The 24090-nt window shown below is 51.0% G+C and carries 27 protein-coding genes; 9 read left to right on the forward strand and 18 right to left on the reverse strand.

Annotated features, from left to right (window positions below; genetic code table 11):
• Nucleotides 1-91 precede the first annotated feature (91 nt).
• Complete coding sequence (locus C162_RS15050; RefSeq protein ID WP_036695318.1) at nt 92-871, forward strand: helix-turn-helix domain-containing protein; 780 nt, start codon at nt 92-94, stop codon at nt 869-871.
• A gap of 33 nt (nt 872-904) precedes the next feature.
• Here the strand turns inward: C162_RS15050 and C162_RS15055 are convergent, their stop codons facing one another.
• From C162_RS15055 to C162_RS15065, 3 genes are all read right to left on the reverse strand, one after another.
• Complete coding sequence (locus C162_RS15055) at nt 905-1357, reverse strand: YdeI/OmpD-associated family protein (protein WP_036695319.1); 453 nt, start codon at nt 1355-1357, stop codon at nt 905-907.
• Nucleotides 1347-1913, reverse strand: a complete 567-nt coding sequence (locus C162_RS15060) for a GNAT family N-acetyltransferase (protein ID WP_036695320.1) — start codon at nt 1911-1913, stop codon at nt 1347-1349. Before C162_RS15060 ends, C162_RS15055 begins: the two co-directional genes overlap by 11 nt.
• A 292-nt stretch (nt 1914-2205) precedes the next feature.
• On the reverse strand, nt 2206-2400 hold the full coding sequence (locus C162_RS15065) for a hypothetical protein (protein ID WP_036695321.1): 195 nt from the start codon (nt 2398-2400) through the stop codon (nt 2206-2208).
• Nucleotides 2401-2554: 154 nt separating this feature from the next.
• Here C162_RS15065 and C162_RS15070 point away from each other — a divergent pair, with 154 nt between their 5' ends.
• Nucleotides 2555-3157, forward strand: coding sequence for a TetR/AcrR family transcriptional regulator (locus C162_RS15070; protein WP_036695322.1), 603 nt, complete (start codon nt 2555-2557; stop codon nt 3155-3157).
• Here the strand turns inward: C162_RS15070 and C162_RS15075 are convergent.
• Nucleotides 3154-4107, reverse strand: a complete 954-nt coding sequence (locus tag C162_RS15075) for an NADP-dependent oxidoreductase (RefSeq protein WP_084648934.1) — start codon at nt 4105-4107, stop codon at nt 3154-3156. The two genes, C162_RS15070 and C162_RS15075, sit on opposite strands and share 4 nt — an antisense overlap.
• Before the next feature lie 174 nt (nt 4108-4281).
• Here C162_RS15075 and C162_RS15080 point away from each other — a divergent pair, with 174 nt between their 5' ends.
• Nucleotides 4282-4644: a ribosomal protein L7/L12 gene (locus C162_RS15080; RefSeq protein WP_051493523.1), complete on the forward strand. Its 363-nt coding sequence runs from the start codon at nt 4282-4284 to the stop codon at nt 4642-4644.
• A gap of 97 nt (nt 4645-4741) precedes the next feature.
• Here the strand turns inward: C162_RS15080 and C162_RS15085 are convergent, their stop codons facing one another.
• The 5 genes from C162_RS15085 to C162_RS15105 all read right to left on the reverse strand — a co-directional run bounded on the left by C162_RS15085 (nt 4742) and on the right by C162_RS15105 (nt 10314).
• A complete protein-coding gene (locus tag C162_RS15085; protein WP_036695323.1) occupies nt 4742-5380 on the reverse strand; it encodes an ABC-2 transporter permease in 639 nt (212 codons plus the stop codon).
• Entirely contained in the window at nt 5373-6242 is an 870-nt protein-coding gene (locus tag C162_RS15090; RefSeq protein ID WP_036695324.1) for an ABC transporter ATP-binding protein, read from the reverse strand. Before C162_RS15090 ends, C162_RS15085 begins: the two co-directional genes overlap by 8 nt.
• Nucleotides 6239-6619, reverse strand: a complete 381-nt coding sequence (locus C162_RS15095) for a GntR family transcriptional regulator (RefSeq protein ID WP_036695325.1) — start codon at nt 6617-6619, stop codon at nt 6239-6241. The genes C162_RS15090 and C162_RS15095 overlap by 4 nt, the downstream gene beginning before the upstream one ends.
• A 100-nt stretch (nt 6620-6719) precedes the next feature.
• Complete coding sequence (locus tag C162_RS15100; RefSeq protein WP_036695326.1) at nt 6720-7400, reverse strand: succinylglutamate desuccinylase/aspartoacylase family protein; 681 nt, start codon at nt 7398-7400, stop codon at nt 6720-6722.
• A 367-nt stretch (nt 7401-7767) separates the two neighbouring features.
• Nucleotides 7768-10314 (reverse strand): diguanylate cyclase domain-containing protein, encoded by a 2547-nt coding sequence (locus tag C162_RS15105; RefSeq protein WP_036695327.1) that lies wholly within the window; start codon nt 10312-10314, stop codon nt 7768-7770.
• Between the two features lie 643 nt (nt 10315-10957).
• Between C162_RS15105 and C162_RS15110 the strand changes: the two genes are divergently transcribed.
• Nucleotides 10958-12115, forward strand: a complete 1158-nt coding sequence (locus C162_RS15110) for a C45 family autoproteolytic acyltransferase/hydolase (protein ID WP_036695328.1) — start codon at nt 10958-10960, stop codon at nt 12113-12115.
• An 8-nt stretch (nt 12116-12123) separates the two neighbouring features.
• Here the strand turns inward: C162_RS15110 and C162_RS15115 are convergent, their stop codons facing one another.
• Nucleotides 12124-12654 carry a GrpB family protein gene (locus tag C162_RS15115; protein ID WP_235218442.1) on the reverse strand — a complete coding sequence of 177 codons (531 nt, stop codon included), beginning with the start codon at nt 12652-12654 and terminating at the stop codon, nt 12124-12126.
• A gap of 98 nt (nt 12655-12752) precedes the next feature.
• On the opposite strand from C162_RS15115, the gene murI reads away from it, so the two are divergent.
• The 5 genes from murI to C162_RS15140 all read left to right on the forward strand — a co-directional run bounded on the left by murI (nt 12753) and on the right by C162_RS15140 (nt 16172).
• Nucleotides 12753-13568 (forward strand): glutamate racemase, encoded by an 816-nt coding sequence (murI, locus tag C162_RS15120; protein WP_036695329.1) that lies wholly within the window; start codon nt 12753-12755, stop codon nt 13566-13568.
• Nucleotides 13565-14338, forward strand: a complete 774-nt coding sequence (locus C162_RS15125) for a GNAT family N-acetyltransferase (protein WP_156949634.1) — start codon at nt 13565-13567, stop codon at nt 14336-14338. Before murI ends, C162_RS15125 begins: the two co-directional genes overlap by 4 nt.
• 43 nt (nt 14339-14381) lie before the next feature.
• Nucleotides 14382-14729: a DUF4190 domain-containing protein gene (locus C162_RS15130; protein WP_235218443.1), complete on the forward strand. Its 348-nt coding sequence runs from the start codon at nt 14382-14384 to the stop codon at nt 14727-14729.
• Between the two features lie 23 nt (nt 14730-14752).
• Nucleotides 14753-15169: a cytidine deaminase gene (locus C162_RS15135; protein WP_036695332.1), complete on the forward strand. Its 417-nt coding sequence runs from the start codon at nt 14753-14755 to the stop codon at nt 15167-15169.
• Between the two features lie 406 nt (nt 15170-15575).
• Entirely contained in the window at nt 15576-16172 is a 597-nt protein-coding gene (locus tag C162_RS15140; protein WP_036695333.1) for a DUF2441 domain-containing protein, read from the forward strand.
• Here C162_RS15140 and C162_RS15145 read toward each other — a convergent pair.
• From C162_RS15145 to yidC, 8 genes are all read right to left on the reverse strand, one after another.
• The gene (locus C162_RS15145) at nt 16150-17352 is read right to left on the reverse strand and encodes a response regulator (protein WP_036695334.1); all 1203 of its coding nucleotides are present in this window, start codon (nt 17350-17352) and stop codon (nt 16150-16152) included. The genes C162_RS15140 and C162_RS15145 overlap by 23 nt on opposite strands.
• Nucleotides 17349-19136, reverse strand: a complete 1788-nt coding sequence (locus tag C162_RS15150; RefSeq protein ID WP_036695335.1) for a cache domain-containing sensor histidine kinase — start codon at nt 19134-19136, stop codon at nt 17349-17351. Before C162_RS15150 ends, C162_RS15145 begins: the two co-directional genes overlap by 4 nt.
• A gap of 90 nt (nt 19137-19226) precedes the next feature.
• Nucleotides 19227-20051 (reverse strand): carbohydrate ABC transporter permease, encoded by an 825-nt coding sequence (locus tag C162_RS15155; RefSeq protein WP_036695336.1) that lies wholly within the window; start codon nt 20049-20051, stop codon nt 19227-19229.
• An 18-nt stretch (nt 20052-20069) separates the two neighbouring features.
• Nucleotides 20070-20960 (reverse strand): carbohydrate ABC transporter permease, encoded by an 891-nt coding sequence (locus C162_RS15160; RefSeq protein ID WP_036695338.1) that lies wholly within the window; start codon nt 20958-20960, stop codon nt 20070-20072.
• Between the two features lie 195 nt (nt 20961-21155).
• Nucleotides 21156-22532, reverse strand: a complete 1377-nt coding sequence (locus tag C162_RS15165; RefSeq protein ID WP_036695339.1) for an extracellular solute-binding protein — start codon at nt 22530-22532, stop codon at nt 21156-21158.
• A 92-nt stretch (nt 22533-22624) separates the two neighbouring features.
• The gene (locus C162_RS36920) at nt 22625-22771 is read right to left on the reverse strand and encodes a hypothetical protein (RefSeq protein WP_235218444.1); all 147 of its coding nucleotides are present in this window, start codon (nt 22769-22771) and stop codon (nt 22625-22627) included.
• Complete coding sequence (locus C162_RS15170) at nt 22772-23086, reverse strand: GNAT family N-acetyltransferase (RefSeq protein ID WP_235218445.1); 315 nt, start codon at nt 23084-23086, stop codon at nt 22772-22774.
• A gap of 159 nt (nt 23087-23245) precedes the next feature.
• On the reverse strand, nt 23246-24085 hold the full coding sequence (gene yidC, locus C162_RS15175; RefSeq protein WP_036695340.1) for a membrane protein insertase YidC: 840 nt from the start codon (nt 24083-24085) through the stop codon (nt 23246-23248).
• Nucleotides 24086-24090 lie beyond the last annotated feature (5 nt).

Below are 24090 nucleotides of genomic sequence, written 5' to 3' on the forward strand. Positions count from 1 at the left end.
TCACTACCACAGAGTACTCCCTTGTCCCGGGAAAGAAAATGATTTATCCTATCTATTGACTGATCTATCCTTCAAAAAGGCGGAAATGTATATGTTCATCCTAAAACGGTGCGGTTCGAATGTAATTCATCCGGAGGGCATGACAATTGACCGCCCGGAAGGCTCCGGCGATTATGTCTTCGTATTCTTTCGGAGCAAGATGGAGCTGAGGCTTCAGACGCGGAGCGTGTATGCTGAACCGAATACTTACATCATCTATAACAGAGATAGCCATTACTTCTACAGAGACGCTGAGCTGCCGCTGGTGCATGACTGGTTCCATTTTGAGCTGGAGGGGGCGGATGCTTGGTTTGACCGCTTGAAGCTGCCGCTGGACACCTTAATGAAGGCCCATGACCCGCTCTATATCACCAGAAAAGTGAATGAGCTGCACTGGGAGAATCTGCAGAACGGCAGCTTCCGCCTGGAGATCATCGACTCCATTGTTCGTTGCCTGTTCATGAAGCTTAGCGATATGCGCCATCACGTGGAGGCCAGCCAGCCGGTCAGCAAATACTATGATGCGTTCCTGAACCTGAGAAATGAAGTGCTCAGCTCCCCCTCCACCTGGTATTCTGTCGAACAGCTGGCGGAGCGGATGAACATGAGCCCGTCCTATTTTCAGCAGATCTATAAGCAAATCTTCGGCATTCCGGCCGTCAGCGACATCATCCTTAATCGTGTGGGCCATGCCTCCTATTTACTGAAGAACACCACGTATACCGTCAGCCAGATCTCTGCGAGTTGCGGTTATGAGAATGATGTCCATTTCATGCGGCAGTTCAAGAAGTTCACCGGCCAAACGCCGAGTGAATATCGGGGGAAGGGCTGATGGCGAAGGAAGAGTGGCTCGGAGTTATCGGAGTTAGAGGCTCTTATGCAGTTTTTGAGCTAATGCCAAGCTCCGGTTACTTCGGGTCTCCTCCTTTTTCGCCAGCTCAATATAATTAATCTGTTCCCGCTTCAGGTAATCGGGCTGATCCAGGAATGTGCTGAGCATCTGATGTTCTTCAAGAACCTCCTTAATGTATGCGGGTACAACAATTGCACGGGGTTCCACGCTCTGTGTGAGTGTGACATGCAGCATGTCGCCCAGCTCTTTACGGACCGCCCTCCGGATGAACTCATTGTACACAAAATAATGCCCGTTCCTGGACGGCAACAGCGTATGCTCGAACTCATGCCCGCCTACGTCGATATGTACAGGTATTCTGCTATTAGTATGGAATGCCTCTTGGACGGAATACGGAAAATACACGACCTTCCATTTCATTTTACCTTCCAGCAGCTTAATCTCACCTTCGAATTCATAGACCATTAGGCGAAGCCTCCTCCGTATTCACAATTCCGTAATACACCAAATCCTCATAGGCATGAATCTTATGTACTTGATCTTTCAGTGTACCTTCATAGGTCATTCCGCATTTCTGCATAATTCTTCCTGAAGCCGGATTGGAAGCGAAATGCCGTGCATAGACCTTGTGATACTTCTTCTCTGCAAAAGCAAATTCAATAACCGCCCTGGCAGCCTCTGTTCCGTAACCGTGCCCCCAATGGGCTTCGCCAATCCAATACCCGATTTCACCGTTATGGTGGGACTGATGATTGGATAACCCAATCGCTCCATATAGCTGGCCGTCTGCTTTGTCAGTGATTGCGAAGTCATACATCTTGTCCAGGTCAAAGTTCTGTTCATGATTCGCGATCCAGTCCACCGCACACTCTATTGGATAAGGATACGGAAGGGTCAAAGTACTCTTGTATATATTGTAATTGTTACAATGATAGCTGACATCTGTTGCATCCGTTGGTTTGAATAGGCGCAGCAGTAACCGTTCAGTTTCAATCGCCCGTTCGGCCCGGTGATATATCATTTAACTTCTCTCCCTATCAATTCATTTGGAGTTGTTATGTAAGATGCAATTAAGAAGTTAACAAAAAAGCAAAAGAAGTGGAGGGGAAATTTGGAACTGTAGGAGCGATAGCGTACGCCTGAAAGCTTTCCGCAGGAAAGCTCGCATCGTAAGCATAGGCTGTATTTGGATTTCTACCGCGAGAAGCGGTTGTAATCAAGGAAATCCAAATACAACAGCGGCCGGAGGGCCAAACATTCTCTGGAGTCACGGCAGTCCCATAGCAGAAAAAACATAAGTTCAATCTATTCGGTTAAGAAATCCACATGATCACAACAATAATCAAAGCAATTACACCCACCGCAATAACCATATCAGAGATCTGCCGCCATAATCCCAAAGGCCCTTCACGATGAAGCTTCTGTTCATTGACGTCATGGTTGGCTTTGTGCCCGCCGGGGTCATTCGAATAGATAGGGGGTCCACCGCCATTAGAGAATTCAGTCATAAGAATCGCCTCCCTTTCCCCCAATTATACACCATTTAATCTCATTTATGGTAACCCGAAAGACTTTGGCATAGCTTACATTTGAATTTTGGTTGGAAATATCCTATTTTAAAAAGATAGAGTTTCAGCAGTTAACGGAAGAGGCGAACACAGTATGGGCGATATACATGAGAGGATGTCAGCGGGAACCCGGGCTTTAATCGAGGATACTTTCCTCCAGCTCATGGAGCAGGAAGGATTTCACAAGGTGAGCGTACGCCAGCTGGCGCTTAGAACACATATTAACAGGGGAACGTTCTATCTGCATTTTACGGATAAATACGATCTGCTGGAGCAGCTTCAGCTGGAAATACTGACAGGTCTGGAGCAGGTGATGGTTGTCAAAATCGTACGTGAAGAGATGTCCGAGCATTATCTGAAGGGCTTGCCCTATCCGCCCCTGGTGCAGATCCTTGAGTATCTGCAGCAGCACGGCGAGCGAATCCGCTTATTTCTCGGGGCTAAAGGGGGTGCGGCATTTCCGGGGCAATTCAAGGACGTTATTAAGCGCAGCTTCTACCGGAAGCTGGAGATGAATGGCGTATTTGCCGACCACCCGGGGGTTCCTCCAGAGTATCTCGCTGCGCATTCCGCGTCTATTTTTCTGGGAATTACGGAAGAATGGCTGCACAGCGGGATGCCTTATACTCCGAAGGAGCTGGCGGTGATCTATAATGAGGTCTTATTTATGCAGTCGACTCTGATCGCGAAGGCTTAAATTGTAATCAATACCTTACCACGGAGCTTACTTGCCTCGCTCATAGCATGGGAGGCAGCCAGCTCGGCCAGCGGCAGTCGCTCAGTAATCCACAGCTTCAGCTTGCCCGCATCCACCAGCTCTGCAACCCGTGTCAGCAGCGTACGATCCTCTCGTGCAAACAGCTGATGTGCCTTAACGCCAAGCTGCGCTGCCAGCGCTTCGTCCGCAGGATTCACCGCCGAGATCAGCGCTCCTCCCTCTTTTAGCAGCGGCAGCCATGTGTTGAGCACCTCGGTATTCTCAGGGGACAGATTGAGGATCAGATCCACCTTGTCCTTCAGCTTGTCCGCGACGCTATCCTTGGTGTAATCAATAATCTCGTCAATCCCCAGCTCCCGAAGCTTTGGCATACTGGCCGCAGAGGATGTCCCTATGACATACGCCCCATGCTGCTTGGCGAATTGCACTGCGTAGCTGCCTACCCCGCCAGCGGCTCCGGCAATCAGCACACGCCCACCCTGCGGCAGGTTGCCATGATCGAATAACCCCTGCCATGCGGTTAAGACGCCAATCGGCAGCGCGGCAGCATCGGATAACTCCAGGGAGACTGGCGCCAGCGCAACATACTGCGCTTTGGTGACCACATACTCTGCGGCAGCGCCGTCACGGGACATATCCAGCGCAGCATAGACTCTGTCCCCCGGCTGAAAGTCCGTAACCTCTGCTCCTGCTGCCTCCACCGTACCCGACACCTCAATGTTAGGAATGTACGGGAATTCATGCGGGAAAACGGCTTGCAGGTAGCCCTTGCGGATTTTGACATCTGCTGCATTGAACGCTGTCCCTGCCACCTTAATCAGAATCTCGTCCGCTGCGGGAGAGGGGACCTGTGCATCTTCATACCTTAGCTCTTCTAGCCCTCCAAATTGATGTATCCGAATCGCCTTCATATGTCTAGCTTCGTTCATTTCCGATCACTCCTATAGATGAATTGGGAATCCGCGTACCGTTGAAGCAATAAGTGTACTGTTCCTGTAACTCATTGTAGGCTCCCGCCCAGGGGGATACAATCAACAATCAGGCCTGAAGTGTTCATTCTTCGCTCTGGCGGGTAGTAGATAATTAGGGAAGGAGCAATGCCTATGGAACATATGGATACGATCGATCTCATCGCCATTCTGGCTCTGGTGCTGGCGCTACTGCTTATGCTCAGTGTGTTCAGTCTGAAGAGACGTGTGAACGAGCTTGAGTCCCGGTTAGCGCAAAGAGATGCTTACGGCGGAATGTCCTCTCCCCCAGCGAGCAGTAGAGCTACTGACATCCCGGCTCCCCTGTTCGTGCAGAACCCGGAGCTGGCACCGGACCTGGAGCGGAGAATCCGCCTGCTGATGGCCGAAGGCAAGAAGATCCAGGCGATCAAGGTCATGCGCGAAGCGCGGAATCTGGGCCTGAAGGAAGCCAAGGACTTCGTAGATAACCTGGAACAAGGCGGAAACTTCCGCTAGGTGTATTATGTATGAATAATCAAGAATGACCTCAGACTGCCACTGGAGTGTGGAAGTTGAGGTCATTCTTGTGATGAAGCTTATACCGGCAATGTAGCTAGATATCTTTGTGCATATAAATCCGCAGAGAGACTAAATAAGAAGCATAGATAATCACGAGATAGGCCAGGACGCTGATGGCAACAAGCAAGACATTATCCAATCTGCCAGTGCTAATCCATTCGGCAAGTGCCGGAAACCGTTTAGACAAGCTGGTAATTGCCGTGAAATTCAGCATGATCACCATTATAAAGATGAAGTTGACGATCTGCATCCCTTTTTGTCCCAGCCAGTAATACAGCGGCAGATAAAATGAGGCCAATAAAGGGAACGCGGCAGTAGCTATTCCCAGCTCTCTCCAGCGCAGCGGTTCATCCAGCTTGCCCATCGTAAAAGCAACCAGATACAGCAGAATCGTACAGGTCAGGCTGAACAAGGAGAATGGAATCAGCGTCATATATTTAGCCTGAATCAGCCGCTGTCTCGGGACCGGGAGCGTAACCAGAAACTTCTGATTGTTATGCTGCATATCGATGGTACAGGAGTTAATGAGCAGCAGCATAGCCGGAAACAGCGAGAACACCGTATAGGATTCAGCGTTCATATAACCCATAATCAGATAATAGGGAATCAGCAGGAGGATAAACTTCCGGGTAAGCATGAAGTCTTTACGGATCAGAGCTATGGAGTTATACATGTGCTTCACTTCCTTTTACCGTATAGTACATAATCTCTTCCAGTGTAGGTGTCTCGCAGATTGCAGTGTCCCTGAAATAACGTTCCCCTTCCGCACGGTTGCTGATCAGCCCTTCGAAGCCCAGCCCGTTCTCCCGCAGCCCCACGAACCACCGCCGGACATCCCGGTCCAGCAGTTCCTTCCCGCCTTTGACCAGCAGATAGCGTTCGCCCAGACTCTCCTTCATCTCATTGAAAATAATCCGTCCTTCGTTAATGAATGCAATATAGTCGGCAATCCGGTCCAGATCCGTAGTGTTGTGGGTCGAGAACAGAATCGACTTGTGCTCATCCTGGATATGCTCACTGAGCAGCTCCAGCATCTCCCGGCGAAAAATCGGATCAAGTCCCGAGGTCGGCTCATCCATAATCAGCAGATCGGCACCATGGGACAGGGCGATAGCGAGGGAGAATTTGATCTTCATCCCCTTGGACAGATCCTTGATCTTCTTACCCGGCGGAAGCTTGAACAGCTCCTGAAACTTCACATATGTATCATTATTCCACCCGGGATAGAACGGGGCGATGATACTCTTCATCTGCTTAACGGTCAAGTGCTCATAATAGATATTCTCATCCGAGACGTAACCGATACGCGCCTTAATAGCCGCCAGGTCCTGCTGGTTGTTCTGGCCGAACATCAGAATGTTGCCTTGGTCCGGGTAAATTAACCCCATCATCAACTTGATCATTGAGGTCTTACCTGCACCATTCGGGCCGATCAGCCCGGTAATGTAACCCTCCTTGATAGGTAGCGAAATATCCCGCAGCTCAAAACGGTCGTAGCGCTTGGTCACATGGTCCAGCTCAATTACATTACTCATTCCTGTTCCTCCTCATAGAGCAGCTTAAGCATCTCCGCGAGTTCAGCGTATTCCATGCCCAGCTGTCTGCTCTCGTCAATAATTTCCTTCAGCTTGCCCTCCACCATCCGCAGCCGCTGTTCCCGGATATATTCCTGATCGGCCCCGGAGACAAAAGATCCCTTGCCGACAATCGAGTTGATCAGCCCCTCCCGCTCCAGCTCCTCATAAGCCCGCTTCGTGGTAATGACGCTAATCTGCAGCTCTTTCGCCAGTAAGCGGATCGATGGCAGCGGCGTACCCGAGACCAGCTCGCCTTGGAGAATCATCTGGCGGACCTGTCCCACAATCTGGGCGTAGATCGGTTCGCCAGATGTACTTGATATCACGATATTCATGCAGCAGCATCAGCTTCCTTTGTGTATTATGTATTTAGTGTATATAATTAATATATACACTATGCGCAGTTGTGTCAATCCTTTAGTGTCATCCCCTTAATTAGCCAATCATCCCCTGAGACCGCAGGAAGTGACAGACGATCTCGCTCTGCAGCCTTACTCTTAAGGCATAATCCAGGCTCCAGCAGGTCTCTACGGTCACCGCCCGGGCGCCGAGCAGACGCTGGAAGGCCATCCGGGAAGTCCCTGCACGCTCCCTATGCCGTATGTTGAAGCGGTAAGCTCTATTCGTGATCGTCTGATTCATCCGCATCACAATTTGCTTCGCCAATCCATGCGCCCGGCTGACCGGGCTGATGAGCAGAGTCTGACCGACCCGCTTCGGATTCAGCTCAGACAGCCCGTTTGCCTCATGCAGATCCAGTACCCACGAGGGACGGTAGCGCAAGGCAAGCTGCCATACGGCTGCCGACAACGGATGACGGGCCGGGGCACCTTGTCCTCGCGGGAAGGTACGGTTCAGGTCAGGATTCCCGCGAATCCCCTTGCGCCGTGCGATTTGGTTCACCAGCGGGACGATAATCAGCTTCCCTGAGCGCAGCATCAGATTCCCCCGGCTGAGCCGGCTGGCAATGCCCTGCGCTGCGCGGCTGCTCGCCGGCTCATTGCCGTGAACACCGGAGATTATCATGAATACAGGTCCGGGTACACCGCTGCTAATGACATAATAAGGTGTGGCATAGGGCGTTCCTGCCGCCAGCGTATGCTTCTCTACAGACACTGTGGTTCACCTCGCTCTGGATGATGTGGATCATGTGGATGATGGTATACAAGATTTTGGACATTACCAACGGTTACTCTGTAATGTAATGTATGCGGATTACCTGCGGAGGATTGGACGAATAGGACAGCAAAATAACCCCACAAAGTGGAGCTTTAGCGTAGGTGATAGCTCAGGAACCTTGCGGGGCCCCCCCAAAAAAAGCCGGACAAGTCCAATATGGACGCATCCGGCTTCTTCTCTGGATGCACCATAGTACTAGCGGGTGTCAAGTAGAAACGGCTTCGTAGTCCTTTTAAAGGATGGTACCGTTTCAGCGAGAAATAGAAGGGTAAGTTATCGTGTGAAACATATAAATTCTTATATTTTAATAAAATACGACCTGGTTCTTCCCGGCAGACTTCGCCTCATAGAGAGCCTTTTCCGCCTTGGCAATGAAGTCAGACGGACGGTCAGAGGGAACCGGTACCTTCAACAGGCCGCCTATGCTTACAGTGACCACACCTTCCTCTTCAAACCGATCACGGGGAATCTGCAGATCAGAGATGCCTTGACGGACGGATTCGGCTAATTGCTCTGCCTGGGAGGTCGACGCCCCCACCATCGTAAGGATGAAGTTCGCCCCGCTGAAGCGGGCCACGAAGGTGCCGTGCGTTATGCTGATAATATTCAGCACATCCGCTACCGATTGAATACAGAGATCGCCGCCTTTCAGCCCGTGTACAGCATTGTAAGCATGAAAATCATCGATATCAATCGACAGCAGCAGCAAAGGTTCCCGGGTATTCAGTGTATCCTCCAAGCGCTGATCCAGCTCATGCTCAAGCGCCTGCCGGTTCGGCAGATCGGTCAGGGAATCCGTGGTCAGATAGCTTTGCATCTGGTTGGCCGCATCGACATAGGCTTCGCCCTTCGCCTCTGTACCTGTTCCGGTGTTAAGCACTGCCATAATGGACGGTCTGCCGCCATGAATAACCGAAGCCAGACTCAAGCTTACCTCCAGCGGTTGCCCGTCTCCGCTCAGGAATTGGCCCTGATCAGATACGAACTGGGTTACATTCTGGCTCAGGTCTGAGAAGTGCTGCTTCAGGGCTGGCCGGTAGGACTCCTGCACATAGTTCAGGAACGGCTGCCCGATCAGCGATTCGCCCTTCTCTTCACCCATCAGCTCCACTGCACGGTTATTGCAGTAAGCAATCACATCATCGGTAATCATGAAGAAGGCTACCGGAGACAGATCCATCAACTGCAGATACCGCTGTTCATTATGACGCAGACTGCGGGCGTTCTGCAGGGCCTGCTCTTCCGCCTGACGCAGCTGGTTCTCGGTCTGTCCGCGCAGAATAGATTTGAGCTGCGGCAGAATGTTAAGATGCTGCTCTCTCCACGGAAGTGAGGTGGACTGAACAACCTGCCGCCATTTCTCAAAGGATTTGCGGGGAGACAGGCGTTGTCCGTCATTCTCCTGAATGACAGCCTTAGCCGGATCTCCGGCCCAGTCCACAATCTCCACCACCTCAGGCCTGAACCAAATCATGTAATTCTGATGTCCTGGAGTGAGGGCGAGATAGATGGAACCAGAGGCCTTGTTCTTGTAAGCTTTGGCTGATTCATATTCCAGACTGAGCCTGGAGGTGCAGTAGGTGTAATCCTTCGACTTCCCTGCCAGCCAACCGGCAAGCTCCCGCACCTGCTCCTGGGAAGGCGTGGCTCCGAACAGCATCAGCTTGTCCTGATAACATACGGCTGCACCGGAAGCCTCCATCATACCCAGCAGTGTCTGTTCTTCATCGCCGAGCTGTTCAATCATCCGGGAAGAGCTGACGTTACTTGTGAAAATATCGACAATTCTCATCGCCTTGGTCCGCAGTTCGAGCTCCGTCTGATAGTTGTCGAGTTGTTGACGCTGGTACAGTTCACTAGAGAAGAAGGCCCCGAGGAAATTACACAGATTACGGATACGGTGCGGGACATACTTGGGGGAATAGTGATGACAGGTGATGAGTCCCCAGAGCTTGTTATTATTGATCAGCGAGATGGTGGTTGTTGCGCCTACCCCCATATTCTGCAAATACTCGATATGGAGCGGAGACACACTACGGAGGATGGACAAGCTGAGGTTCAAGGGCTTACCGGTAAGCGGCTGCAGCACCGGGGTGATTGGAACCGGAACATAGTTCACATCCACGATCGTCCGCAGCCAGTTGCGCAGATACAGCTCACGCGCCTGCTTCGGAATGTCAGAGGCGGGATAATGATGGCCCAGGAACGGCTCCAGCCCCGCTTCCCGGGCTTCGGCAATCACCTTGCCGTTCCACTGCTCATCGAACTCGTAGATCATGACCCGGTCATAGCCAAGCATCTCCTTCACCTGCTCTGCGGCGGCCTGGCTGGCTTCCAGCCGGTTCGCCGCATGCTTCAGCCGTCCGAAGAAGGTGCGAATCCAGTCGAAGTCGTTGGTGCTGTCGCTCTGATCGATAGAGGCAGGCTCCAGTTCAACGATCATCAACCCTTCACTTTCGTGAAGGATGCAGAAGAAGTCCTGCGGCTCACCCGCGACTTCAATCTGTATTACAATATATTGCAAATCAGCAGTTTCTTTCGCATTCACGCTGCGTGTAAGCAGCATCTCCAGCTGATCCGGGCCTACCAGGTCAGCCATAGGCGTGCCTAACAGGGCTTCGGAATCTTTTCCTAGTAACGCATCCGTATTCAGACTGGCCTGGACAATCTTATGGGCTGTGTCCTGAGTTACGGCCAGCAATACGCCATGCGGCTGAATAAGCCCGGGAATATGGATCGGCTCCTTCTCGCAGTTATTAAGATCTACGGGTTCCTTAGGGTCCAATCCTGCTTCGTTCAGCAGGGTCCGGTTCAGCGGCTGATTCTCATGCTCTGTATTAAAATCTGACATATGTGTAAAGCCTCCATTGAAGTAAATGATTTCTAAGCTGTTATGGCGTAGGTTCATTCTATCTTACTTTGGGCAGCAATAACAAACATAAGCTTGGTCTCCACAGCCTGTTTTGGCTTCTATTACAGTCTTGGTATAATTATGTATAATATGGATAGATCAAGCATAACCTTTGACGGCTAATCCATTCCTATACCCCGAGGTGACCATAATGCGGCGAACTAAACGTTCTGGGAGGGAGATTGTTTCTTTTCTGCTAAGCGCCTTCTCCATAATGATCATTGCCTTCTTCATCATCCGTTATGTGCTTCAGACGGTTTCATTCGCACCTTAATATCTGCGCAACGCAAAAAGGAGCATTTGGGGGAAATGCTCCTCTTCGGCTTGCATATACCATGTATTAGGTTACACTTCCGGATGAACTTTAATCCGAAAGTCTTACCAATAATTTACCTTAAAAACCTCAATAATACAAGTATTTCCTTCTAAACCAGTGAAAATGCGTCTAATTCATAACTGCGTTTCGCCGCTTGGCTGCGCATCCGGGGATTTGAGGCGCAGCGGGCTTTGCCGCCTGATCTATACGCCCCTTATAATGAACCTACTCTTGCGCAGAGAATAACGAAAAAGAAGGAACATTCACATGGATGCTAATCCCCTGTTACAGCGTAAGACCGCACAATTTACACATCTCGTTACCGAAGGCACTCATTATGAGGTCGGACGCGCCTTGGGCGCCCATCATAAGAATAATTCCGCCATGCTATCCTTCTTGTCCTCACCCTTCATGGGAGGCTCCCCGCTGACACCGAATGCAGCGGACAAAGCCATGGAGAGCTTCGAGCGCTACTGCCCTGGCTTGAATGAAGAAATTCAGGGCTTCGCCGATGAGACCGGTATTGAAGCTGCCCATGTCGTATTCTATTATTCCTATTTCCAGGCACCGGGCCACTGCACACAGGCAGCCTACCGAACTGGAGCAAGTGCGGATCAGAGCGGACAGATCTATCATATGCGTAATTATGATTTTGGCTGGGAGGATGAGCCGTATAATCAGCTGCTGCTCAGCCTGGCCCGGGTGAAGGGCAAGCTGGCACATACCGGCTTTGCGCTGCAACTGTTCGGACGTTATGACGGGATGAATGAGGCAGGACTTACCGTAACCACCACCTCGGGGAGAGTCCGGCCGGAGATGACCGGGGAGGGCTTTGTTTTTCCAGGCGTAGTCCGGGCCCTGCTGGATCAATGTACTACTGCGGAAGAATCGGTCCAGCTCATGCGCAGCATACCGGTGGCTGACTACAGAAACTTCCTGATCTCTGACGCCCAAGGGAACATCGCCCTCGTAGAGACAGCTGGTACCGAGAAAGCGATCCAGTACCACCCGGCTGCTGACAGCTTAAGCGCAAGCCAGCTTGTACTCTCGGCGAACCATTACACCCTGCCCTCCATGCAGCTACATAATCAGCAAGTCATGGAGAACTCATGGACAAGATATGACGCGCTGCAGGCAGCACTTATGGACGACAACACACCTATCAATCCTGTAGCAGCCATGAAAGCCGCCGCAGGACGCGAATATCCTGAGGGAATCTGCTGTCACCATTACAGCGAAGGCTTAGGCACCTTATGGTCCATGGTGTGTGACAACACAGCCCGCGAGCTGCATATCTGCTTCGGTTCCCCGCAGCTGAACGGCTGGAGAACATTCGGGTTCCATGACCCGGTGGGAATGCGTGTATTCGAGGCAGTGCTGCCGGACAAGCCGTCCGCAGAGGGATTCTGGACCCGTCCCAGGTAAGCTCCCTCTCACTCTTGCTGCTGTGACGCCTTCTGCAGGATAGACTGCACAAAAGCGGTCTTCCCGTCACAATACGAATCAATGTCATTACGGTACTCTTCAGCCAGCCGCTGCTTGACCGCCTGATATTCCTCCCGGGCAACGGGATGGCTGCGCAGATAATCACGGAACATAATATGCTCCACGTAACCTTTGCCATCCTTGGGACATACATACAGATGGTATTTCATGAATCCGTCATCCTGGTGGCTCTTGAAGGCTTCCCTGCCCTCAATTCCCAGGTTGCCCTGATGCTCATAACCGAACGCCTGCAGTCTGCGGATGATACCCGGCAGCTGGTCATAGCTCTCCATCACCAGATCGATATCAATCACAGGCTTGGCCCACAGTCCTTCAATCGAGGTGCTGCCCACATGCTCAGACCGGATAATCAGATCCCCGGTGATCTCCAGCATCCGCGCCTCAATTCTGCTATACTCCGCCTTCCAGGCCGGATCATACGGAACCACTTCAACAACCTTGGTCTTCTCAGCCATCATCCTTCTCCTCCTCATTTTTGTCCATTCGCTATAGTTATACAATAAGTCTAATGATAGAATAATAGAATCCTTTTAATAATGACGGAAAGAGTGGAAGTATGCGAATTGGATTTTTTGACTCCGGCATTGGTGGGTTAACCGTGCTTCATCAGGCGCTTAAGCTCTTGCCGCAAGAAGACTACCTCTTCTATGCAGATACCAGCCATGTACCCTATGGGGAGAAGACGAAAGACGAAGTCAGGGAATACATCCTGCAAGCGGTGGATTTCATGGCCAAGCAGCATATAAAAGCGTTGGTGGTCGCTTGTAACACAGCCACCAGCATTGTGATCGAAGAGCTGCGGCAGCGGTATGACTTTCCGGTGCTCGGAATTGAGCCGGCAGTGAAGCCTGCGGTTGAACAATCGGAGGGTAAGCAGAAGAAGGTGCTGGTACTTGCCACCCGCTTAACGCTGCAGGAGAAGAAGTATCATGATTTGGTGCACCGTATCGATCATGGGGAAATTGTTGACAGTCTGCCGCTGCCCGGGCTGGTTGAGTTTGCGGAGCATTTTGATTTTGACGAAGAGAGAATTATTCCCTATCTGACAAGTGAGCTGGCACACCTGGACCTTAAGCGGTACAGCACGGTGGTCCTTGGATGTACCCACTTCCCCTACTTCGAGGGAAGCCTGCGGAAGATATTCCCGGATACGGTTGACTTCATCTCGGGCAGTCACGGCACCGCCAGACACCTGATGCGGATTCTTCAAGCGGGGGCACGGATCAATGAGGGGATGGGCGATATCCTTTTTTACAGATCCGGTGTACAGGTAGATGATCCCGCAATGTTATCCAAGTATGAGCGCCTGTTCAAACATCTGGATGACATTGAACAATCAATTAATCTGAGCAAAGGGAGTGATCTCACTTGAGTCACTATTCAACAATAATGGAGAGATTACGCCGGAATCCGCTGAAAAATGTAACGCTGCTCAAAATGATGACGGCTTATCATGCTCAGATCGACAGTGTGCTGATTGAGCAACAGGAGGAGTGGGGCGTGCTGCTGCTTATGCCTGCCGCCACCTTCGGCTATGATCACCGGACCTACCCGGAGGCTGACACCATTGTGCTGATGGACTACAGCAGTCCTGAGGTCTTCCCAGCCCTGCTCAAGCGGTTGCCGCGTGACGCCAAGTTGGTCTTCAAGCTTCAAGAGGATGCGTACCGGGAGGCGCTGGAACCGTATTTCACGCTGCGGAGGGTCCGTAGTCTTTACTCGTATTCTTCGGCCGAAGGCCAGAGCTTCAGCGCAGATGAAGCCTGCACGGTCAGTGAAGCTATCGATGAACGGCTGCTGCCGCTGTGGATGACAAATGATTATTCGCTAGAGGAGATCACGCAGTATTTTGAAGACGGGGCTTTCGCTGTGACGTTATTTGACGGGGATACGCCACTCAGTACATGTATGGTGTACCGTAATGAGGAGCGAATCTGGGAGATAGGCGGCGTACGTACCATAGAAACTGCCAGACAGCGAGGATTAGCACAGCGCGTCGTCCGCACAGCAGTCTTCCACACCCAGAAGCGGGGCTACGTTCCCAGGTATCAGGTGCTGGAGAACAATCTCGCCTCCATCCGCCTCGCCGAATCCATTGGCCTAACCCGCGCTGTCACTCTGGAGCACTTGGTTAATTATTGATGGTTGAATAGGAGCATTAGCTCACTACCCATGAAGGAGTTAGATGATGAATAATCCCCCTCCGCCCTATGGCGAACAGAATTACTACCAGCAGTACCCGAAGCCTCCGCAGGATCGGACGAACGGCAAAGCGGTTGCAGCACTGGTCCTGGGTATTCTCTCCATCGTAATACCTTACGTCGGCATCCTGTTCGGGATTACCGCAATCGTTCTGGCTTCACTTGCCTTCAAGGAGATCCGTTACAGCTATGAGCAAGGCCGGGGATTGGCGATTGCCGGACTGGTCTGCGGAATAGCCTCTACTTTTATTTACGCCATTCTCATCATTATGTTTGTTGTAGCTATTCTGTTATTCAATAGTGCACAGACTACGATGGGGTATGGGTTATAACTAAGTTTATGCTGGAGGAATATATGAGAACCTATGAATTAGACCAAAGTGATTTTGAACTAATAGAAATGGCAATGAACGTACTGGAAAAGAACTTTGATGACGGGGTCTACAACCATACAGTGGGCGGGGCAATACGCTGTAAAAATGGAAATGTGTATCTTGGCGTTAATTGTTATGAAATTCATGGTTCTTGTGCGGAGTACATAGCAATCGGTGCAGCTATCACTGCTGGCGAAAGAGAGTTTGAAACCATCGTGGCCACTCACGATAAGGCACACAACCACTTATTAGCTCCATGCGGAAACTGCCGCCAGATGCTTCTTAATTACTGTCCTGATATCAAGGTAATTCTAAATGATGAAGCGGGAAATCCAGTGAAAGTGGAAGTTAAAGATTTGCTGCCCCTTTCTTATAAGCGCATTATAGTCAGTGATTAAGTCTTGATCTGCAAAGTAGCATCTAGTACAGCATCAGATTTCAAAGGGTAAATATGCATTTTAAACCCAGTGGTTCGTGTAGCGAAACTTATCCATCCAAAAAACTAACGGACCGGAGTAACCTTATCCCCACGAAAACGCCACTTTTTGCAGCGTAACGGACTCAGTGGGCCTTATTATCTCTCTACGAGACGTTTTGGAGCCGAAGTGTAAAGGATAAGGCCTGTGGAGTCCGTTACTTGCCATAATTGGCGACTTCCTTCCCAAATAAGAGCGCCTCAGTCCGTTACGCTAAGCCAAAGACCCCTAAAGAACAATTCCTTATTAGAATAGTTTTTATTTTAAAAGGATATTTACTATTATCTACTATTTTTATTCTGATTCTGTATTAGGAGGTAGGTAAATTATGCAAGCAAGCGAAAGGTACGTTTACCACATTGTAACCCGAAAGAAGATGGCCCTGAATCAAATCATTAATTTTGACAACCAGCAGAAAAACACCTTATATCGTTTCTTTTTCGAGCAAGAACAGTTGAACTCCAAAGGGGAAGACGTTATGCAGATTCTGCACGGCAATTATACTGATGACGGTTTGAAATTGGATAAAGAGGATGCGGATGTTACGGTTAAGTATGCGGAGCAGACCATCAGAGCGGTTCGGGAGGTTATCGTTGAAATGGTAAGGCTACAGGAACATCCTGAGTACCCTTCACGTTTGTCTTGCTTATACGCAGCAAAGAGCTATGAAGACGCCCTGATGTGGAAAAGCATATTCGATTCGTACCACCGGAAAGTGCTGCAGATCGTTAGACTTAAAGTCACTGGAGCTATTTTTGAAGGGGACGGCAGTCTATTGCCCAAGGAAGACGGGGCCCCATTCTCCCGTAAAATCGAACAAGCCAGAGAATACTGGAATGGCAATCTCAATAATGCGCTTCCAGAGCTGTTGATTAACGGAAGAATCGAAGTTGCAGAGATCATCACAGAGTACCCCTGCTCCTAAGAATGCTGATGCTCTCCGCTTGGCGGTATTCTGTGGGGGTGAGCTGGTATTTCTTGCGGAACATTTGGGTAAAATGGCGCATGTCCTGGTAGCCTACCCGCTCCGCGATCTCGGCCAGCTTCAGCCCCGGATTCAGCAGCAGCAGCTTCGCCTGCTCCAGCCGCAGAGAGGTGACGTATTCCTTATACCCCTGACCTGTCTTCTGCTTGAACAACTGGCTGAAATACGCCGGGTTCAGGAACACCACCGAAGCAATTCTCTCCAGCGACAGCTCCTCATAGAAATGCTCCTTAATGTAGTGCAGCGCCACTTCAATCGCCTTCTCCCCACTCCCTTTGAGCGGCTCAAGCGGCGGCCCCTGGAAGGCCGAAGCCTCACGCATCCGTTTCACGATCTGCGGCACCGTATGGAAGTCACAGCTCAGCCCGGAATAGATCATCTGAAAAGGGATTTTCAAATAATGCGTCAGATGCGTCTTCACCGCCTCCTGGAACTGCTCTACCCGCACAGTCTCGCCCGGTGTGATCAGGCCCAGCAGGTGCTGGCGGTCATAGCTGACCACGAAGCCCCGACCATACCGCTCGATTAGCTCGGAGAGAACATTCTCCACAATGAAATGCTCCAGACGGGCACTCTGATCCCCCGGCTCCAGTTGAATCATGACCAGATAGAAGGAATGATAATCTTCAATGAACGCGTCGATGTCCAGATTCCCGATATCAAGCCCCGAGGCCAGCCGCTGAAAAACACCCTCGCGCAGAAACCGCAGACTGGCCTTCAGCCGCTCGCCTTGCCGTGAGATTTGGTTATCCTGCTGAATTTCAGTTGTCAGGCTGTCGATCAGCTCGGTCAGCTTATGCTTGCCGATCGGCTTCAGCAGATAGTCGCGCGCACCCAGCCGGACCGCTTCCTGGGCGTAGGAGAATTCGCTGTGGGCAGAGATGACAATCCATTTCACATACGGATACCGGCGCTTCGAGATCTTCATGAATTCCAGCCCGTTCATGCCCGGCATCAGAATATCGGTCAGCACAATATGAATATGCTGCTCCTCCAGAATCTTCACCGCTTCCTCCGCCCGGTCAGCCACGAACACCTGATGCTCTGCACTAATCTGCTTAATCGTGCGATTGATGCCTTCACGGATGGCCCGTTCATCATCGGCTATAAGAATATTCACTTCAGCAGCTCTCCTTCCACTGGAATAGGCAGCACGATCGCCACCTGCGTCCCCTCTCCGGGGAAGCTCTGAATCTGCAGACCGTAGCCCTCTCCAAACATGAACCGCAGGCGGCGGTGCAGGTTCTGGAGTCCGATCCCGCTTTTGCCGCCTTCTCTGCCACTAGCGCCAGAATGATCGGGACCTTCCACATGCAGCGATTCTTGTAGCCTTGCAAGCTGCTCCCCGTTCATTCCGGCCCCGTTATCCTCCACAATCAGCTCAAGATGATCGCTCTCTTGCCGGGTGTATACCTTGAGAATCCCCTGACGCAAGAGCGGCTCCAGTCCATGCTTGACCGCATTCTCAATGACCGGCTGCACCGTCATCTTCGGGACCCTGATGTTCAGCCAGCGTTCATCGATATCGGTCACGATTACGAGGCGGCCCTCCAGCCGGATCGAGATAATCTTCAAGTAATGCCTGATCTGCTCCAGTTCCTCGCTCAGGCTTACATCGGCCCCGTCTTCCCACTGGCTGCTGTAACGGAACATCGAAGACAGAGAGAGCACCAGTTCGCCAAGCTGTTCATTGCCCTCCTCATCCAGCATCCAGTAGATCATATCCAGCGTATTGTAGAGAAAATGCGGGTTCACCTGAGACTGCAGGGCATGCAGCTCCGCATTCTTTTCGCTGACCGAGGACAGCTTGACCCGCTCAATCAGCTCCTCGATCCGCCGGACCATCCGGTTGAAGGAAGCAACCAGAATGTTAATCTCCTGATACGAAGAGACCTTGACCATGCCCCCGAAATTCCCCACCTCCACCTGCCGCATCTCGCGGATCAGCTTCTTCAGCGGCGAAGAGATGGTCTGCGATACGATCGATGCAATCAGCGTAGAGACCAGAATCAGCGCCGAGATCACGATCAAAAGATACTGCTTCAGCTCCACCAGTTCCACATTTAGATCCTGGTCCGGCGTAATACTCATCACCCACCAGCCCGAGAAAGACAATTTGGACGCCACAACCAGTTGCCCGCGCTCCTGCTGAACCATCACATGCTCCGTAGCGGGGAGCTTAGGCAGATGGGCAGCGTCCGGCTGCGGATCGGTGGCCGAGGTGACAAACCGTCCATCCGGCGACATCAGGTAGACCTGGCTGTGCGCGCCCAGCTTCAGGTTCTCCAGCGCATCCAGCACCGGCTTCGGGTCCGTCTCATACAGCACGATGCCGATCGGCTTATGCTCATTCAGATCATAGAGCTGCCGCCCGAAGGCGAAGACCGGGCTGTCCTCCACCTGGTCGATCAGGGAGTGCGGGTACACCCCGAGCCAGACCATTTTCCCCGAGGAAGCCTGCAATTGCCGGTACCAGTCCTCCTGCCTGTAATTCGGGTCGACCACATTCATATAGTTGCCATAGTTATAGATCTTGCCGCGGTCCGTGATCACATGGATACCCACCAGATCGTCACGCGAATAAAAAATCGAGCCAATGATATTCGTCACCGTCTGCTCATTGATATAGGCGACCGCCGGCCCGTCCGTCTTCTCATTGATTAAGCGGATCATCTCGAAGTTATTGCTGAGCGACTTGGACAAAGCGTCATACCCTTTATAGAGAAGCGTGAATAAGCCTGCGCTCTGGGCGACGTTTTTTTGCGACAAATCACCGATCTTCTCATGCAATTGGTCTGTAGTCCGGTTATAGTACAGCAGGCTGACAATAAGCAGAATACTAGACATGCAAAAAAGAAACAGCAAGAACAACCGATGATGTATGGAATGAAAGCCGAGCTTCATAAGCCTCTCCCCTTTACGCACCCTGTTCTGCCGTTTCCTATTATAGAACTTTTCCATTTTTATGCAATGAGGGAATTCGGCATGCCGTACCTATCCCTTGACCGCTCCGGCCACCATCCCTTTGGTAATCTGATTCGACAGGAAGAAGTAGATCAGAATGACCGGCAGCGCGCCCATTACGAGGAAGGCCCCGATATTGCCGTAATTGACCGAATACTGGCTCACGAAGGTGTAGACCCCGAATGGAAGGGTTTTGAGCCTCTCTGACGAGATGAACGTGGCGGCCAGGATGTATTCGTTCCAGATGTTGATGAAGGTTAGGATACATACGGTCATGACCGGCGGAATGGACACCGGCAGGATGATGCTGCGGAAGATCCGGTACACACTCGCCCCGTCGATGAACGCCGATTCTTCGATCTCATGTGGAATAGCTCTCATGAAGCCGCTCAATATGAACACGGCGATGGGAGTTGAGAACGCGATATACGGCAGAATCAGCGACCAGTGGGTGTTGAGGATATGCATATTTTTGAAAATAATCATCAGCGGCAGCAGCGTGGCCTGCATCGGAATCATCATCCCCATCAGGAAAATGGTCATCACGACATTGCCGTATTTCCACCGGAACCGGGAGATCGCGTAGGCCGCCATTGAAGCCAGCAGAATGACACATATCATCGTAAGGCCGGTAACGAACACGCTGTTCGACAGGTACTTCAGATAGCTGCCCGAGGTGTAAGCCTCGTAGTAGTTATGCCACTGGAATTTTCGCGGAAAAGAAAAGAAGCTCCCGTCCTGAATCTCCTCATTCGTCTTCAGGGAATATAACAACAGCCACAGCAGCGGGTAGAGCTGGGTAATGACAGGAATGGCAAAAAGAAGATACACGATTCCTTTTTTAAACATACGCATGGTCCGCGCACTCCTTTCCTACTCGAATTTTCGCTCAAGCCGGTTGAATATCGTGTTGATGATGCCGGTAAAAATGAGGCAGACCACCACGAGGAACGTCGCAATCGCGCTGCCGTAGCCATACTTGAAGGACAAGAAGGAGCTGTTATACATATGGGTGGAGATGACATCCGTTGCATGAGCCGGACCGCCGCCAGTCATGACCATAACCAGGTCGAAGGCTTGCAGGGACCCGATGAACGCCAGGATAATCGAGATTTTGAAAATCGGGATGATCAGCGGAAGCGTAATGTATCGATCCGCCTTGAAGCCGTCCGCTCCATCAATCCGGGCCGCTTCGTACAGCTCATCGGGAATGTTCTGCACCCCGGTATACTGGATCAGCAGATGGTAGCCGAAATACTGCCACAGGGAGACCAGATACAGAGAATACATGGCGATATTAGGCTCAGTCAGCCAGTTATGCGTCCAGCTCTCCAGCCCCAGGGACACCAGCACACCGTTCAGCATGCCCCCCATCGAAGTAGGATTATAGATGGTCTTCCAGAGTTGTCCAATAATAACGACTGATAAGATGACCGGCGTGAAGTAGATCGACACCAGCGTATTGGCTCTGCGCAGATAGCGGTTAAGCAGGATCGCCATCCCCAGACAGAGCGGGATTTCCAGCATGGATGCCACGGCGTACAGCAGCGTTCTCCGCACAGAGGGCCAGAACACCGGGTCATGCCAGAACATATTTTTGAAGTTGCCGAAGCCGACGAACTGAGCGGTCGTTAGACCGTCCCACTTCAATAAACCCGTGTAGAATGAGACCAGTATGGGAACGAATACCAGGCACACATAGAGCAGCAGACATGGCACTATGAAGACGGCGATTGTGTATGCCGGCACCTTAAGAACTTTCATCTTTCCCGCCTCCTAATCAAGCAGATTCTTCTTTGTCTATTAATTCATCCAATTAATAATTAATGTTATTAACTTATTAAAGTGCATGATAAACCCGATGCGAAGTAGCCTGATCGGCTTGCTTCGCATCGAGTAGAACAGCTGTACGATTACAGGAAATGCGTTAGGTTGGACAAAACCACTAAGGACTTAAGCTTATTTATTCGCTTCAAATGCGGCCTGATGCTCTTTGGCTACCGCCTTGGAATCCATCTTCTGCACGAACAGGTTCTGAATGCTGCTGAGGTGGACTTGTGAAGTTGCTGGATTCATCGTGTTGTCGAAGGACAGATCGCCGCCTTTTACTTGGTTGAACAGACCGGCAACAGTGATAGCCAGCTCGGAGTAACCGGCAGCTTTCAGGTCACCGTCTACCTTTTGCCCGATACCTACAGCATTCTTCAGCTCGAACTGTTTTTTAGGGTATTCAGAAGCGAAGAAGTTCAGGAAATCCTTCGTTTCCTTCAGATGCTCGCTGTTTGCAGACACGGCAAATGCACTGCCAGGTGCAAGCATGAATTCGTTCGGATCGCCTTTACCGTTAACGGTAGGAAATTGGAAGGCTCCCACTTTACCGGCTACAGAAGAAGCATCATTAGCTCCCGTCTCCCAAGTACCGATAACCCACATGGCCGCCTTACCGGATCTGAAAATATTCCCGCCGGCATTCGCATCGATGGAAGTCGCCCCGTCAGGGAATGCGCCTGCCGCTACCAGTTGCTGGAACGCGTCTACCGCTTCAACAAAGGCAGGATCTTCAAATGTTTTCTTACCGTCAACTACGTCTTTCAGGAAGCCGGGGCCACCGTTAGTGCGCAGCAGAATGTTCATGAACAGGAACGAGCCGGTCCAGGAATCCTTCTCACCGATGGCCAGTGGAGTAATCCCTTTGTCTTTTAAGAGCTTAACGTCCTGGAGTAATTCTTCAAAGGTAGCCGGAGGCGCTGCAATTCCAGCTTGGGCGAACAAGTCTTTGTTATAGTAGACCACTTCGATATTGTTGCCGTCAGGAAGCGCATACACACTGTTGTCGAAGCTGTAATAATCGAGCAGGCCCGATTGGTACGTGTCTTTCAGTCCATTCTGATCGAGTACATCATTCAGCGGGGCTAATAATCCTGCATCTACAAAGGGCTTCATTTGGGCAGCAGGGTTAACCATCGTAATATCAGGTATTTCTTTGGAGGCTGCTTGTGTTTTCAGCTTCACCTTCTGTTGGTCCGTGTTCAGCGTATCCAGCTCAATCTTAACATTAGGATGCTCTTTCATGTACTGGTCCGTCAGCTCGTGGATCATTTTGTAAGATGGTGTTGCAGGGTCAGGGTAGATGTTCTGGAAGGTAATCGTTACCGCTTTGTCCTTCGGTGCGTCTGTAGCTGCGGCATTGCCGCTGCCTGTGGCGGTGTTCGGTGCGGCGGTGTCCTTAGCCTTGGAATTGGCGTTGTTGTCCGAGTTCCCGCATGCGGCAAGGCTTACTGCCATTAGCGCGGCGAACGCGACGGTGGCGGTTTGCTTCATTTTTCTGTTGACCATTCATTAAAGCCCCCTCTGTCGTGATAAGCTAATTATCATCAGGCGGAGCGTTTCGGGCAAGGTGGGAACTGCAGAAATGAGGTTTGTTTTTTCTAGGGTATGCTTGGGCAGGCTTCATTCATCAGCTCTTTCTCTAACATCTGCTCATCGTCTTTCACATAGCCGCAATCTTCGTAGGTCTGAATGGCCGCAGCGTTCTTTCTACCCGTCAATACCTTGACCCGTTTCACTCCGCGCACTCAAAGCTCGTCTTCCAGACAAGTGATGATGGCTCTGGCAGCTCCTTTTCTCCGGGCGGTATCTTGCACATAAAGCTCTGTAATTTCTCCATAAGGCTCCTCATAGCAAAAGGAATACAGGCTTTGGGCGCAGCCAAAACCCACGATGGCACCGTTCAACTCGGCTACGGCAATACATTCGTTACGGTTAGTATGTAGATGTTCAACAATTTGGGCCGGGGGTCTGCGGACGCCGCCGTTGAACTCTTGGTTGAGTCCCGACAGTGCCTCAGCATCTGCTATGGACGCCAGCCTTACACTTATAAGTGAATTCATTTGGAGTCACCTCGTTTGTTTATATATAGTCATTTATGTTTGCTCGACAAGAAGCTGTCCCAGAAGCCATGAATTGACTGCTTGGGACAGCTCTTAAATAGGAGTAAGATTTACGTAAGCACTTGGGTGGACGCTCCGCTGTTTAAGCGAAATTCAAAATTATTCTTCTACACCGGCAGATAGATTCTTACCTGCTAAGTCCGGCTTCGCGTACATTTTATTCAGAATGGCTGTCTGCACGATGATGAATATCCCGCCAACCACCCAATATAACGGCAAGGCTGCGGGTACCTGAAACGAGAACAGTCCCATCATGACCGGCGACAACCATCCCATCCAAGCCATTTGGTTGCCCGGGCTTTGCTGATTCTGTACAGCTGCAGATTGCGATACACGGAACTGCACGTAATAGACCGCAGCGGCAATAAGCGGCAGAATCATATCTGCGGTCCCCAGGTTGAACCACAGGAAATCGTGTGCGGCAATCTCGGGGGTACGGCGGATGGCGTAATAAAATGCCAGGGTGATCGGCCATTGGAGCAGCATCGGCAAGCACCCCATACTTAACGGGTTGAACTGATGCTTCTGGTAGAGCTGCATCATTTCGGCCTGCTGTTGTTTTGCGGCATCGGCGCTGACGTTGTTCTTATACCGTTCCTTCAGCTCCGTTAACTCCGGCTGGAGGACGGCCATCTTGGCTTTCATGGCTATTTGCTTCTTCGTCTGCTTCATCATTAGCGGCAGGATCGCAAGCCTGATGATGAGAGTCATCAGCACAATCGATAAGCCGTAGTTTCCTTGGAATGCATCTCCAAAGAATTGGATTAAGTACGAGAACGGATAAATAAAGAAGTGGTTGAATATCCCCGGTGAATCCGCCAGAATCGGGCTGGCCTGGGAGGCTGCTGAGCAGCCGCTAAGCAATATGGCCGTAATAAGTCCCATTGCTAGGACGAGAATGGGCTTGGCCCATTTTGGATACAGGTTCATCTTGTTCATTGTTG

The organism is Paenibacillus sp. FSL R7-269, from assembly GCF_000517865.1.
Taxonomy (GTDB): Bacteria; Bacillota; Bacilli; order Paenibacillales; family Paenibacillaceae; genus Paenibacillus_AQ.